At 61.6% G+C, this 12,940-nt stretch carries 23 protein-coding genes; all 23 read right to left on the bottom strand.

Annotated features, from left to right (window positions below):
* Positions 1-8: 8 nt before the first annotated feature.
* Complete coding sequence (locus QM609_RS17550) at positions 9-1,070, bottom strand: DNA-directed RNA polymerase subunit alpha (protein ID WP_003941016.1); 1,062 nt, start codon at positions 1,068-1,070, stop codon at positions 9-11.
* Between the two features lie 120 nt (positions 1,071-1,190).
* Positions 1,191-1,796, bottom strand: a complete 606-nt coding sequence (rpsD, locus tag QM609_RS17545) for a 30S ribosomal protein S4 (protein ID WP_003940769.1) — start codon at positions 1,794-1,796, stop codon at positions 1,191-1,193.
* A 22-nt stretch (positions 1,797-1,818) separates the two neighbouring features.
* A complete protein-coding gene (gene rpsK, locus QM609_RS17540) occupies positions 1,819-2,232 on the bottom strand; it encodes a 30S ribosomal protein S11 (RefSeq protein WP_003940683.1) in 414 nt (137 codons plus the stop codon).
* A complete protein-coding gene (gene rpsM / locus QM609_RS17535; protein ID WP_003940834.1) occupies positions 2,232-2,606 on the bottom strand; it encodes a 30S ribosomal protein S13 in 375 nt (124 codons plus the stop codon). Before rpsM ends, rpsK begins: the two co-directional genes overlap by 1 nt.
* 250 nt (positions 2,607-2,856) lie before the next feature.
* The gene (rpmJ, locus tag QM609_RS17530) at positions 2,857-2,970 is read right to left on the bottom strand and encodes a 50S ribosomal protein L36 (protein ID WP_003938068.1); all 114 of its coding nucleotides are present in this window, start codon (positions 2,968-2,970) and stop codon (positions 2,857-2,859) included.
* Positions 2,971-3,060: 90 nt separating this feature from the next.
* Positions 3,061-3,282 carry a translation initiation factor IF-1 gene (gene infA / locus QM609_RS17525; protein ID WP_003418601.1) on the bottom strand — a complete coding sequence of 74 codons (222 nt, stop codon included), beginning with the start codon at positions 3,280-3,282 and terminating at the stop codon, positions 3,061-3,063.
* A gap of 313 nt (positions 3,283-3,595) precedes the next feature.
* A complete protein-coding gene (gene map / locus QM609_RS17520; protein WP_003940806.1) occupies positions 3,596-4,393 on the bottom strand; it encodes a type I methionyl aminopeptidase in 798 nt (265 codons plus the stop codon).
* A complete protein-coding gene (locus QM609_RS17515) occupies positions 4,393-4,938 on the bottom strand; it encodes an adenylate kinase (RefSeq protein WP_003940868.1) in 546 nt (181 codons plus the stop codon). The genes map and QM609_RS17515 overlap by 1 nt, the downstream gene beginning before the upstream one ends.
* Positions 4,935-6,254: a preprotein translocase subunit SecY gene (secY, locus tag QM609_RS17510; RefSeq protein ID WP_003940773.1), complete on the bottom strand. Its 1,320-nt coding sequence runs from the start codon at positions 6,252-6,254 to the stop codon at positions 4,935-4,937. Before secY ends, QM609_RS17515 begins: the two co-directional genes overlap by 4 nt.
* 276 nt (positions 6,255-6,530) lie before the next feature.
* Entirely contained in the window at positions 6,531-6,974 is a 444-nt protein-coding gene (gene rplO, locus QM609_RS17505) for a 50S ribosomal protein L15 (protein ID WP_003940829.1), read from the bottom strand.
* A gap of 2 nt (positions 6,975-6,976) precedes the next feature.
* Positions 6,977-7,156, bottom strand: coding sequence for a 50S ribosomal protein L30 (gene rpmD / locus QM609_RS17500; protein ID WP_003940751.1), 180 nt, complete (start codon positions 7,154-7,156; stop codon positions 6,977-6,979).
* Entirely contained in the window at positions 7,156-7,827 is a 672-nt protein-coding gene (rpsE, locus tag QM609_RS17495) for a 30S ribosomal protein S5 (protein ID WP_003940718.1), read from the bottom strand. Before rpsE ends, rpmD begins: the two co-directional genes overlap by 1 nt.
* Positions 7,828-7,858: 31 nt before the next feature.
* A complete protein-coding gene (rplR, locus tag QM609_RS17490; protein ID WP_003940996.1) occupies positions 7,859-8,266 on the bottom strand; it encodes a 50S ribosomal protein L18 in 408 nt (135 codons plus the stop codon).
* Position 8,267: 1 nt separating this feature from the next.
* Positions 8,268-8,807 carry a 50S ribosomal protein L6 gene (gene rplF, locus QM609_RS17485; protein ID WP_003940970.1) on the bottom strand — a complete coding sequence of 180 codons (540 nt, stop codon included), beginning with the start codon at positions 8,805-8,807 and terminating at the stop codon, positions 8,268-8,270.
* 14 nt (positions 8,808-8,821) lie between these two features.
* Positions 8,822-9,220 (bottom strand): 30S ribosomal protein S8, encoded by a 399-nt coding sequence (gene rpsH, locus QM609_RS17480; protein WP_003940873.1) that lies wholly within the window; start codon positions 9,218-9,220, stop codon positions 8,822-8,824.
* Between the two features lie 451 nt (positions 9,221-9,671).
* Complete coding sequence (locus QM609_RS17475) at positions 9,672-9,857, bottom strand: type Z 30S ribosomal protein S14 (RefSeq protein WP_003940698.1); 186 nt, start codon at positions 9,855-9,857, stop codon at positions 9,672-9,674.
* Positions 9,858-9,861: 4 nt separating this feature from the next.
* A complete protein-coding gene (rplE, locus tag QM609_RS17470; protein ID WP_003940924.1) occupies positions 9,862-10,428 on the bottom strand; it encodes a 50S ribosomal protein L5 in 567 nt (188 codons plus the stop codon).
* A 1-nt stretch (position 10,429) separates the two neighbouring features.
* Positions 10,430-10,747, bottom strand: a complete 318-nt coding sequence (gene rplX / locus QM609_RS17465) for a 50S ribosomal protein L24 (protein WP_003941019.1) — start codon at positions 10,745-10,747, stop codon at positions 10,430-10,432.
* The gene (gene rplN / locus QM609_RS17460; protein ID WP_003940951.1) at positions 10,747-11,115 is read right to left on the bottom strand and encodes a 50S ribosomal protein L14; all 369 of its coding nucleotides are present in this window, start codon (positions 11,113-11,115) and stop codon (positions 10,747-10,749) included. Before rplN ends, rplX begins: the two co-directional genes overlap by 1 nt.
* 346 nt (positions 11,116-11,461) lie before the next feature.
* Positions 11,462-11,743 (bottom strand): 30S ribosomal protein S17, encoded by a 282-nt coding sequence (gene rpsQ / locus QM609_RS17455; RefSeq protein WP_003941020.1) that lies wholly within the window; start codon positions 11,741-11,743, stop codon positions 11,462-11,464.
* Entirely contained in the window at positions 11,740-11,976 is a 237-nt protein-coding gene (rpmC, locus tag QM609_RS17450; RefSeq protein ID WP_003940734.1) for a 50S ribosomal protein L29, read from the bottom strand. The genes rpsQ and rpmC overlap by 4 nt, the downstream gene beginning before the upstream one ends.
* Positions 11,976-12,392: a 50S ribosomal protein L16 gene (gene rplP, locus QM609_RS17445; RefSeq protein WP_003940899.1), complete on the bottom strand. Its 417-nt coding sequence runs from the start codon at positions 12,390-12,392 to the stop codon at positions 11,976-11,978. Before rplP ends, rpmC begins: the two co-directional genes overlap by 1 nt.
* 3 nt (positions 12,393-12,395) lie before the next feature.
* Positions 12,396-12,940: 30S ribosomal protein S3 (rpsC, locus tag QM609_RS17440; RefSeq protein WP_283337322.1), on the bottom strand; the 545-nt coding region annotated here is incomplete at its 5' end.

The following is a 12,940-nucleotide window of genomic DNA, read 5'->3' as shown; positions in this document are numbered from 1 at the left end:
CTGAGCTGCTACAGCTGTTCGGTCTCGGCGTAGTCCTCGGTACCTTCGGCATCGCCGAAGGAACCGGCATCAGTGTCACTCCACGTTCCGGTGGCGGCGTCGTAGCCGGCAACGGTGGTGGGATCGAAGGATGCGGGGCTGTCCTTGAGGGACAGGCCGAGCGAATGCAGCTTGACCTTGACCTCGTCGATGGACTTCTGTCCGAAGTTGCGGATGTCGAGCAGATCGGACTCGGTACGGCCGACAAGCTCACCGACGGTGTGAACACCTTCGCGCTTGAGGCAGTTGTAGGAGCGGACCGTGAGGTCCAGATCCTCGATGGGGAGTCCGAAGGAAGCGATGTGATCGGCCTCGGCAGGCGAGGGTCCGATCTCGATTCCTTCTGCTTCGACGTTCAGCTCACGGGCCAGGCCGAAGAGCTCAACCAGGGTCTTGCCCGCCGAAGCGAGCGCGTCCCGTGCGGTGATGGAGTTCTTCGTTTCCACGTCGAGAACGAGCCGATCGAAGTCGGTGCGCTGTTCGACGCGAGTGGCCTCCACCTTGTAGGTGACCTTGAGCACCGGCGAGTAGATCGAGTCGACCGGGATACGGCCGATCTCTGCGCCGGACGCCTTGTTCTGAACGGCGGGGACATAGCCGCGACCGCGCTCGACTACGAGCTCGATCTCCAGCTTTCCCTTGTCGTTCAGGGTGGCGATGTGCAGATCAGGGTTGTTCACGGTGACGCCTGCCGGGGGCACGATGTCGCCTGCAGTAACAGCGCCGGGGCCCTGCTTGCGGACGTACATGGTGACCGGCTCGTCCTCTTCGGAGTTCACGACGAGGCCCTTGAGGTTCAGGATGATGTCGGTGACATCTTCCTTCACGCCCGGGACGGTGGTGAACTCGTGGAGAACGCCGTCGATACGGATGCTGGTGACAGCAGCGCCGGGGATCGACGAGAGCAGCGTGCGGCGCAGCGAATTGCCGAGCGTGTACCCGAAACCTGGCTCCAGGGGCTCGATGACGAACTTCGAGCGGTTATCAGCGATGACCTCTTCGGTCAGCGTGGGTCGCTGAGAAATGAGCATTGGTATTTCCTCCTGTACGGACGTCCACTATTTGACGCCCACGATGGGAAAGGGCCTGCGGCCCTGTGAGTGGTTGAGGAGTCCGGAGACTCCTCAACCACTCACGGGGTGCGAAGCGCCTTACTTCGAGTAGTACTCGACGATGAGCTGTTCCTGCAGAGCGATGTCGATCTGCGCGCGCTCGGGAAGCTGGTGAACCAGGATCCGCAGACGCGAGCCGACAACCTGCAGCCACCCGGGAACCGGGCGATCGCCGACGGTCTCACGCGCAACCTGGAACGGAAGCGTGGAGAGCGACTTCTCCTTGACATCGATGATGTCGTACTGCGAGACGCGGTAGCTCGGGATGTCGACCTTCTTGTTGTTCACGAGAAGGTGACCGTGCGTGACCAGCTGACGTGCCTGACGGCGCGTGCGAGCGAGGCCTGCGCGGTACACGACGTTGTCGAGACGCGACTCGAGGATGCGAAGCAGGTTCTCGCCGGTCTTGCCGGGGCGGTTGTTCGCCTCCTTGTAGTACAGGCGGAACTGCTTCTCCATGACGCCGTAGGTGAAGCGAGCCTTCTGCTTCTCCTGCAGCTGGAGCAGGTACTCGCTCTCCTTGATACGCGCGCGGCCGTGCTGTCCGGGCGGGTACGGGCGACGCTCGAATGCCTGGTCGCCTCCAACGAGGTCGACGCGCAGACGACGCGACTTGCGGGTGATGGGTCCGGTATAACGTGCCATTTTCTTCTACCTATCCTTCCCGCTATACCCGACGCCGCTTGGGCGGACGGCAGCCGTTGTGCGGCTGGGGGGTTACATCGGAAATGGTGCCGACCTCGAGGCCAGCGGCCTGGAGGGAACGGATTGCGGTCTCGCGACCGGATCCCGGTCCCTTGACGAACACGTCAACCTTCTTGACACCGTGCTCCTGCGCCTTACGGGCAGCGCTCTCAGCAGCAAGCTGAGCGGCGAAGGGAGTCGACTTACGCGAACCCTTGAAGCCGACGTGTCCCGAAGACGCCCAGGAAATGACATTTCCGGCGGGGTCCGTGATGGACACGATGGTGTTGTTGAAGGTGCTCTTGATGTGAGCGGCGCCGTGCGGGATGTTCTTCTTATCCCTGCGACGCGTCTTCTGGGTCTTCTTCGGACCGGTGCTACGTGACTTCGGGGGCATTACTTCGCCTTCTTCTTGCCGGCAATGGTGCGCTTCGGACCCTTACGGGTACGGGCGTTGGTCTTGGTGCGCTGACCACGCACGGGCAGACCACGACGGTGGCGCAGGCCCTGGTAGCAGCCGATCTCGATCTTGCGACGGATGTCGGCCTGAACCTCGCGGCGAAGGTCACCCTCGACCTTGAGCGACTCCTCGATGTACTCGCGGAGCTTTGCCAGGTCCTCGTCCGAGAGGTCCTTGCTCCGGAGATCCGGGCTGACGCCGGTGGCGTCAAGGATTTCCTTGGAGCGGGTACGGCCGATGCCGTAGATGTATGTCAGTGCGATCTCCATGCGCTTTTCGCGAGGAAGATCAACACCAGAGAGACGTGCCATGGTGGCATTTCCTTATCGGTGTGCGGAGGTCTGCTCCCAGCCCTTCCCCTGTGCCTCTTGCCGAGTACCGACGCCCGAAGGCGCAGATGATCTCATCAACTAACTCAGTGGGGCCCCGGCCTCCGTGCCGGGGGTGAACCATTGTCCGACCTTGGCGATCGGTGAACGATCGCGTGGGGTCTCGTCAACAATGGCTGGTACTGGGAGGTCTTCTTTGCTTGTTGCCAAGCAGATCTTCGAAAAGCTAGATCTAGCCCTGACGCTGCTTGTGACGCAGGTTCTCGCAGATCACCATGACTCGACCGTTACGGCGAATCACTTTGCACTTCTCGCAGATCTTCTTGACGCTCGGCTGAACCTTCACGTCTTCTGATCTCCTGTTTTGTCGCAGCCCGCCGCGATGAACCGCGGCAGACATACTTCTCCCTGACCCAGGTCAGGTCCGGGAAGTTCGTTACTTGTAGCGGTAAACGATGCGTCCGCGCGACAAATCGTAGGGCGAGAGCTCTACGACAACGCGATCTTCCGGGAGGATGCGAATGTAGTGCTGACGCATCTTTCCGCTGATGTGGGCGAGGACCTTGTGGCCATTCTCGAGCTCAATGCGGAACATCGCATTGGGCAGCGGCTCGACTACTCGTCCTTCGACCTCGATGGCCCCGTCTTTCTTAGCCATATCCTCCGCGATCCGTTTGGTTTGGCATGCTTCGTGCATCGGCTTCCGTTACATTGGCACGCAATGGAAAGATCGCCGGCAGTTCGAAAGCCCGATCCCGGAGCGATCCGGGCGTAGGCACACGAACTATCGACGCGCATAGCGCACCGCCTAGCCATGTTACGCGATGTAAACGACCAGGCCAAATGCGCCTCCGGTCAGGGTGACGACGCACACCGCTCCCCCATCGAAAAAGTCCCAGCCTCGAAATGAGGCTGGGACTTCTCGAACATGAATCATGCTCGCTGCCAACACTTGTCAGCGACTGTGTCGACTACTCCGGCCGGAGTGTCAGAATCCGCGGACCGTCTTCGGTCACTGCGACAGTGTGTTCCCAGTGCGCCGCACGGGACCCGTCGGTCGTCACAACGGTCCAGTCGTCGTCGAGAATCACCGTGTCGGTGGTGCCGAGCGTGAGCATCGGCTCAATCGCCAGGCAAGATCCGACAACCAGTTCAGGACCCTTACCCGGGGCACCTTCATTGGCGAGGAACGGATCCATGTGCATTTCCCGGCCGATTCCGTGTCCGCCGTATCCGTCGACGATGCCGTAGGAACGACCGTGCAACTTCTCGGCGGCATGAGTACCGACCTCGATCGCGTGCGAAACATCCGTCAGACGGTTGCCGGCGATCATTGCCGCGATCCCGGCTTCCATCGAAAGCCGAGTGGCTTCGCTGAGCTCCTGATCGGCGACGCTGATCTCACCGACACCGAACGTCCAAGCGGAGTCACCGTGCCATCCGTCGAGGATCGCGCCACAGTCGATGGAAACCAGGTCGCCTTCAGCCAGGATGTCCTGAGCTGAAGGGATTCCGTGAACGACGCGATCGTTGACCGAAGAGCAGATCGAGCCGGTGAAGCCGTGGTACCCGAGGAACGAGGGCACGGCGCCGGCGTCACGAATGACGGATTCAGCGACCGCGTTCAATTCCAAAGTGCTGACACCGGGCTTCGCCGCAGCGCGAACCGCCACCAGAGCCGAACCCACGATGGCGCCGGCAGCAGCCATCGCGTCGAGTTCGCCCGCGGAGCGGAACGGAACAACCTTGCGTTTGCGCCCGAAGACCATTACTTACCCAACGCTGCCAGTGCGCGAGCGTTGACCTCTTCGACCTCGCCGATCGCGTCGACGGAGACGATGCTGTCCTTGTAGTAATCGAACAGCGGTGACGTCTCGTCGCGGTAGACCCGGAGTCGGTTGCGAATGACGTCCTCGGTGTCGTCTGCACGACCGCGGGCGAGCATACGCTCGACCACGATGTCCTCGTCGACGACGAAGGAGAGGACACCGTCGAGCTTGGTGTCGAGATCCTTCAAGATTCCCTCGAGTGCCTGAGCCTGTTCGACCGAGCGCGGAAATCCGTCGAGAAGGAAACCGTTTGCTGCGTCCGGTTCTGCGACGCGAGCCTTCACCATGTCGTTGGTGATCGAGCTCGGTACGAGTTCGCCGGCGTCGATGTACTTCTTTGCTTCCACACCGAGAGCGGTGGCCTGACCGATGTTCGCGCGGAAGAGATCACCCGTGGAGATATGGGGAACGCCGAACTTCTCGGACAAGATAGCGGCCTGGGTGCCCTTGCCGGCACCGGGAGGACCAAGGAGGACAAGTCTCACTTGAGGAACCCTTCATAGTTACGCTGCATTAGCTGACTCTCGATCTGCTTCACGGTGTCCAGGCCGACGCTGACCATGATCAGCACCGCGGTGCCACCGAACGGCAGGTTCTGCGCGCCGCCGCCATTCCCGATGTCGAGGAACAGGTTGGGCAGAACAGCAATGGTGCCGAGGTAAATCGCACCCGGAAGGGTGATGCGACTCAGCACGTAGTTGAGGTAGTCCGCGGTCGGCTGACCGGGTCGGATACCGGGGATGAAGCCGCCGAACTTCTTCATCTCGTCGGCGCGCTCTTCGGGATTGAAGGTGATGGCGACGTAGAAGTACGTGAAGAAGACGATCAGGCCGAAGTAGATCGCGATGTACACCGGGTTGGCCGGATTCACCAGGTAGGTGTTGATGAGGCGCTGCCACCAACTGGGGTCGACCGCTGTACTGGCCGAAGTCAGCTGTGCAATCAAGTTCGGGAGGTACAGCAGTGAAGACGCGAAGATCACCGGGATGACGCCGGCCTGGTTCACCTTCAGAGGCAGGTACGTCGAGGATCCGCCGTACATCTTGCGTCCGACCATCCGCTTCGCGTACTGCACCGGGATACGACGCTGACCCTGCTCGACGAAGACGACACCGGCGATGATCAGCAGCGCTGCGAGGCAGACGAAGGCGAAGACCAGCGGACCACGGCTGTCGAGGATTGCCTTGCCCTCGCTCGGGATACGCGATGCGATACCGGCGAAGATGAGGAGGGACATGCCGTTGCCGACGCCACGTTCGGTGATGACCTCGCCGAACCACATGACCATGGCAGCACCGGCAGTCATGACCAGCACGATGATGACAAGACCGAAGATCGACTTGTCGGCGATGATGTCGTCACAGCCCTGGAGCAACTGTCCGCGTGCCGCAAGAGCGACGATGCCGGTCGACTGCAGGATTGCCAGAGCAATGGACAGGTAACGCGTGTACTGCGTCATCTTGGCCTGGCCGGACTGGCCTTCTTTCCGAAGTTCCTCGAACTTCGGAATCACCACGGTCAGGAGCTGCACGATGATGCTCGCCGTGATGTACGGCATGATGCCGATCGCAAAGATCGACATCTGCAGCAGAGCGCCGCCGGAGAACAGGTTGATCAGCGAGTAGATACCTGCTGAGTCACCGGAGTTGGCGATATCGATGCACTGACGCACACGGCCGTAGTCGACACCTGGGGACGGGATGAGAGCGCCGACCCGATACAGAGCCACCAAGCCGAGGGTGAAGAGGATCTTCCGCCTCAGGTCTGGGGTCCTGAGGGCCGAGACGAAGGCGGAAAGCAAAGATCCTCCTGGCACGACGGTAGGGAGACAGATCGTTTTGACCTGTCGAACTTTTGAACTCTAACAGTGAGCATTTGGGAACTAGGCGGGCAGACCACGAAAACCGGGTAAGCCGAAGATACATTTGCCACTCGGTGACCAGAATACTGGCCCGTCCGAGCATGCACGACCAATCTGTGACACGACCTCGTACCTGTGACACGACCTCGTAGACGCCGATGGCCGCACCGCAGCAAACGCTGCGCTGCGGCCATCGGACTAGCTACGCGTGATCACTCACAGCTCGGTGGCGGAACCACCGGCAGCAGCAATCTTTTCCTTGGCGGAACCGGTGAACTTGTCGACGGTCACCTGAACGGCAACTGTCAGTTCGCCGTCGCCCAGAACCTTGACGAGCTGGTTCTTGCGGACTGCGCCCTTGGCGACGAGATCCTCGACCGTGATTGCTCCACCTTCGGGGAACAGACGGGCGATGTCGCCGACATTGACGACCTGGTACTCGACGCGGAACGGGTTCGTGAAGCCCTTGAGCTTGGGCAGACGCATGTGAAGCGGCATCTGTCCACCCTCGAAGCCCACGCGCACGGTGTTACGTGCCTTGGTGCCCTTGGTACCGCGACCTGCGGTCTTACCACGCTTGCCGCCCTCACCGCGTCCAACACGAATCTTGTTGGACTTGGATCCCGGAGCGGGGCGCAGGTGGTGCAGTTTGATGGTCATGGTTAGACCTCCTCAACTGTTACGAGGTGGCGCACCACGTTGATCAGACCGCGGTTCTGTGCGTTGTCCTCACGAACAACGGTCTGACGGATGCCCTTGAGACCCAGCGTGCGCAGAGAATCCTTCTGGTTCTGCTTGGTCCCGATGATGCTCTTGATCTGAGTGACCTTGAGATCTGCCATTACTTCACACTCCCAGCAGCCTGTGCGCGAGCGCGAAGCATGCCGGCGGGTGCAACCTCTTCGAGGGTGAGGCCGCGGCGAGCCGCAACTTCCTCGGGACGCTGCAGACCCTTGAGCGCAGCAACGGTCGCATGCACGACGTTGATGGCGTTGTCGCTACCGAGCGACTTCGACAGGATGTCCGCGATACCAGCGCACTCCAGCACGGCGCGCACAGCGCCACCGGCGATAACACCGGTACCGGGGCTTGCCGGGCGAAGCATGACGATGCCGGCAGCAGCCTCACCCTGAACGGGGTGAGTGATGGTGTTGGCGATCATCGGGACGCGGAAGAAGCTCTTGCGAGCCTCCTCGACACCCTTCTGGATGGCCGCGGGAACTTCCTTGGCCTTTCCGTAGCCGACGCCGACCAGTCCGTTGCCGTCTCCGACGATCACCAGAGCGGTGAAGCTGAAGCGACGACCACCCTTGACGACCTTGGAAACGCGGTTGATCGTGACAACGCGCTCGATGAACTGTGACTTCTCCGCAGCGTTTCCGCCACGGCCACCGTCGCGACGGTCACGGCCGCCACCACGGTTGTCCCCACGAGCGTTGCTGTTGTCACCGCTGTTGGGGCCATTCTGTCCGGCGGGTCCGCTTCCGCCGTCACGCCTTTGACGTCCCGGCATCAGGCTGTCCTTCCGTTGAAAATGTTGGTCATCAGAACTTCAACCCGCCTTCGCGAGCCGCGTCTGCCAGGGCCGCGATGCGACCGTGGTAGCCGTGTCCGCCGTGGTCGAAGACAACTGCTTCCACGCCGGCAGCCTTGGCGCGCTCGGCGATCAGCTGACCGACCTTCGCGCTCGCAGCCTTCTTGTCGCCTTCTGCCACGCGCACGTCTGCTTCGATGGTCGACGCGGAGGCCAGGGTGTGGCCGGCCAGGTCGTCCACGAGCTGGACGTGGATGTGGCGCGAGGACCGGTTGACGACCAAGCGGGGACGCTCGGGCGTGCCGGAGACCTTCTTGCGGAGACGGAAGTGACGACGCGTCTTCGAGAGACGACGCTTGGTGGACGCATCCTTGCCCAGCGGAATCCGCTTGGCTTTCTGGTTTGCAGTCTGGCTCATATCACTTACCCGTCTTTCCGACCTTGCGGCGGATCTGCTCACCCTCGTAACGCACGCCCTTACCCTTGTACGGGTCCGGACGACGGAGACGACGGATGTTGGCCGAGATCTGCCCGACCTTCTGCTTGTCGATGCCGGACACCGAGAACCGGGTGGGCGACTCGACGACGAAGGTGATGCCTTCAGGAGCCTCGATCGGCACCGGGTGGCTGAAGCCGAGCGCGAACTCGAGGTCCTTGCCCTTCAGTGCCACACGGTAACCAACACCGTGGATCTCCATCTTCTTCGTGTAACCCTCGGTGACACCGGTGATGATGTTCGCAACCAGGGTCCGCGACAGACCGTGCAGCGCGCGGCTACGACGCTCGTCGTCGGGGCGCGTGACGCTCAGCGAGCCGTCCTCTGCCTTTTCGATTGCGATGGGCTCGGAGATGGTCAGCGCGAGGGTGCCCTTGGGACCCTTGACGGTGACATCCTGGCCGCTGATCGTGACGTCAACGCCCGCGGGGACGGTGACCGGAATCTTTCCAATACGCGACATTGTGGTGGCCTCCCTTACCAGACGTAGGCGAGGACTTCCCCGCCTACTCCTTGATTGGCCGCCTGGCGATCGGTGAGCAGACCGGACGACGTGGAGATGATGGCCACGCCGAGGCCTCCGAGGACCTTGGGCAGGTTGGTGGACTTCGCGTAAACCCGGAGACCGGGCTTGGAAACGCGACGCACGCCGGCGAGGCTACGCTCGCGGCTGGGACCGTACTTCAGATCGACGATGAGGGTCTTGCCGACCTCTGCGTCTTCGGTACGGAAATCGGAGATGTAGCCCTCGCGCTTGAGGATCTCGGCGATGTTCGCCTTGATCTTCGAGTGGGGAAGCTTCACCTCATCGTGGTACGCCGTGTTGGCGTTGCGCAGACGCGTCAAGAAGTCTGCGATGGGGTCAGTCATGGTCATAGGTCGACCTCGACACCTTTCTCGCTGTGGTTCCCATGCAACACCGGACGAATCCGATCGTGGGCCTCCAGCAATTCGGCTGGGCCGTCCGACTTGTGTCAGACGGCGTAAGTTACCGCACCGAGCTGAACGCATGCGTCAGCCACGGCAACCGCTCTAGTGTAGGGAACTTTGGCGCAGGTGTCCACCGGGATCCCATGTCGCCTCCCCCACTGCCGCCCGAAGGATGCGATCGGGAAGCTATCGACGCACCCCGAAATCTGAACTGCTCGTTCGGCACCGAAGAACGACACCGACGAACGATGATCGCTTTCAACCAGAGTCGCAGCGGGGCAGTTCTTTTCAGGATCGGCACGATTCACATCTCGATGAAAACCACGAATGGGCGTGGGTTCCAAAGGAACCCACGCCCATTCACATGCGTGGTGTGACGAAGCCCGAGGGCCTCAGATCACCAAGAGCTCTTGCGAACTCCGGGAAGCTCGCCGGCGTGAGCCATCTCGCGAACGCAGATACGGCACAAGCCGAACTTGCGGAACACCGAGTGCGGGCGACCGCACCGCTGGCAGCGGGTGTAGGCGCGAACCGCGAACTTGGGCTTCTTGTTGGCCTTGTTGACCAATGCCTTCTTAGCCATGCGCTCAGTTCTCCTTGAACGGGAAGCCGAGGTGCTTGAGCAGTGCACGGCCTTCTTCGTTGTTGGTTGCGGTGGTCACGACGGTGATGTCCATGCCGCGGGGGCGATCGATCTTGTCCACGTCGATCTCGTGGAACATCGACTGCTCGTTGAGGCCGAACGTGTAGTTGCCGTTGCCGTCGAACTGGTTGCCCGAGAGACCGCGGAAGTCGCGGATACGGGGCAGAGCGACAGACACGAGGCGGTCCAGGAACTCCCACATGCGGTCACCACGGAGGGTGACGCGTGCACCGATGGGCATACCTTCGCGGAGCTTGAACTGCGCGATGGACTTACGTGCCTTGCGGATCTCGGGCTTCTGGCCCGTGATCAGCGACAGGTCATGGACAGCGCCGTTGATCAGCTTGGCGTCACGGGCAGCGTCGCCGACGCCCATGTTGACGACAACCTTGACGACGCCGGGGATCTGCATGACGTTCGAGTAGTCGAACTCGCTGTTGAGCGCGTCCTTGATCTCAGCGCGGTAGCGTGCCTTGAGGCGCGGCTGGACCTTGTTTTCGGTGGAGGTCATGTCAGATGTCCTTCCCGTTCTTCCGGGAAATCCGAACGCGCTTGCCGGACTCTTCGTCGGTGCGGTAGCCCACGCGGGTGGGGTTTCCGTCCGAGTCGACGACTGCAACGTTGGAAACGTGGATCGGGGCTTCCTGCGTGACGATGCCGCCGGAGGATGCTCCGCGCTCGTTCGCGGAAACCGCGGTGTGCTTCTTGATTCGGTTCACGCCTTCGACGAGGACCTTGTCGGTCGCGGGGTAGGCCTGAATGACCTTGCCCTTCGCGCCCTTGTCCTTGCCGGCGATGACCAGAACGGTGTCACCCTTGTGCACCTTCATCACAGCACCTCCGGGGCAAGCGAAACGATCTTCATGAACTTCTTCTCGCGCAGCTCACGGCCGACGGGTCCGAAGATGCGGGTTCCACGGGGATCACTGTCAGCCTTGATGAGCACTGCAGCGTTCTCGTCGAACTTGATGTAGGAACCGTCCGGACGACGGCGCTCCTTGGTCGTGCGAACGATGACGGCCTTGACGACCTCACCCTTCTTGATGTTTCCACCGGGGATTGCGTCCTTGACGGTGGCGACGATGACGTCACCGATCCCGGCGTAGCGACGTGACGAACCGCCGAGAACGCGGATGCAAAGGATTTCCTTGGCACCCGTGTTATCAGCGACGCGAACTCGCGACTCCTGCTGAATCACTTGATCTCCCTAGACCTGGAATTTCGTGCGCAACGGATTACCGACCCGGTGCGCGCGGTCATTGTTGCCACCTGCGTCGTGTCTGAGCTGCAGTCCCACCGACTGACGTCGGGAGACGATCACTGCAAGCACCGTTCGAGCTGCGCACGTGAAGACACACCTCTGCCACAGGCAACCGTTCTATTGTAGGGAAGGGTTCACCGAATACCAAATCAGCCGTACTCGACGCAACTCGAACCCTTCGCCCGGAAAGCCCCGAAAGCCCCCGGAAAGCCGAATGGCCCACTCCCCCAAGGGGAAGCGGGCCATTCGGTGATACTCGATCAGCTCGAGGATTCGATCAGGCTTACTTGGCCTTTTCGAGGACCTCGACCAGACGCCAGTGCTTCGTCGCGGACAGCGGACGGGTTTCCATCAGCTGAACGCGGTCGCCGACGCCGGCAACGCCGTTCTCGTCGTGCGCCTTCACCTTGGTCGTACGGCGGATGATCTTGCCGTAGAGCTTGTGCTTGACGCGGTCTTCGAGCTCGACCACGATCGTCTTTTCCATCTTGTCGGACACGACGTATCCGACACGGACCTTACGGCTCGCGCGCTCTTCTGTGCTCACTGCTTTTTCCTCACTCATGCCGCGTCACCTGCATCCGGACCCACAGCGAGTCCGAGCTCACGCTCACGCAGGACGGTGTAGATGCGCGCGATCTCGTGACGAACGGTGCGCAGTCGTCGGTTGTTGTCCATCTGGCCGGTAGCCATCTGGAAACGAAGGTTGAAAAGCTCTTCCTTCGACTCACGGAGCCGGGTGACCAGCTCGTCTTCACTGAGCTCGCGGAGCTCTGCTGCTGGGGTTCCAGTAGCCATCAGAACTGCTCCTCTCTGGTCACGATCCGGCACTTGCACGGGAGCTTGTGCATCGCGCGGCGCAGGGCCTCACGAGCAATCTCCTCGTTGGGGTATGTCATCTCGAACAGAACGCGTCCGGGCTTGACGTTGGCAATCCACCACTCGGGCGAACCCTTACCGGAACCCATTCGGGTTTCGGCCGGCTTCTTCGTGAGGGGGCGATCCGGGAAGATGTTGATCCAGATCTTGCCGCCACGCTTGATGTGCCGAGTCATGGCGATACGAGCGGACTCGATCTGCCGGTTGGTGATGTAGGCAGGCTCGAGAGCCTGGATGCCGTAGTCACCGAAGGTCACCTGGGTACCGCCCTTGGCGGCACCCGAACGGCTCGGGTGGTGCTGCTTGCGGTGCTTGACCCGCCGTGGGATCAACATGCGTCAGCCCTCCTGATTCTGTTCAGTTGCGGGAGCATCGGCGGTTGCGGTCGCTGCGCGGCCGGCCTCGGTGCTGGTCGCAGTGGTACCGGTGGCACCGGAACGACGCGGACGGCTCGGACGCTCACGACGCGGGCGATCCCCGGCCGGTGCGGCCGTGTTGGCGGCGAGCTCACGCTTGCCACCGACGATGTCGCCCTTGTAGATCCAGACCTTGACGCCGATGCGACCGAAGGTGGTCTTGGCCTCGTAGAGGCCGTAGTCGATGTCCGCACGAAGCGTGTGCAGCGGCACACGGCCTTCGCGGTAGAACTCCGACCGGGACATCTCGGCGCCGCCGAGACGACCGGAGCACTGAACGCGGATTCCCTTGACGTTGGGCTGACGCATGGCCGACTGGATGGCCTTGCGCATTGCACGACGGAAGGCAACGCGGTTCGAGAGCTGCTCGGCCACACCCTGTGCGACGAGCTGTGCTTCAGCTTCTGCGTTCTTGACCTCGAGGATGTTCAGCTGAACCTGCTTGCCGGTCAGCTTCTCGAGCTCGG

It is taken from the genome of Rhodococcus sp. IEGM 1302 (assembly GCF_030056935.1).
In the GTDB taxonomy this organism is placed as follows: domain Bacteria; phylum Actinomycetota; class Actinomycetes; order Mycobacteriales; family Mycobacteriaceae; genus Rhodococcus_F; species Rhodococcus_F qingshengii.
Note: the sequence above shows the minus strand (reverse complement) of the source record. Positions and strands in the feature narration are given on the sequence as shown.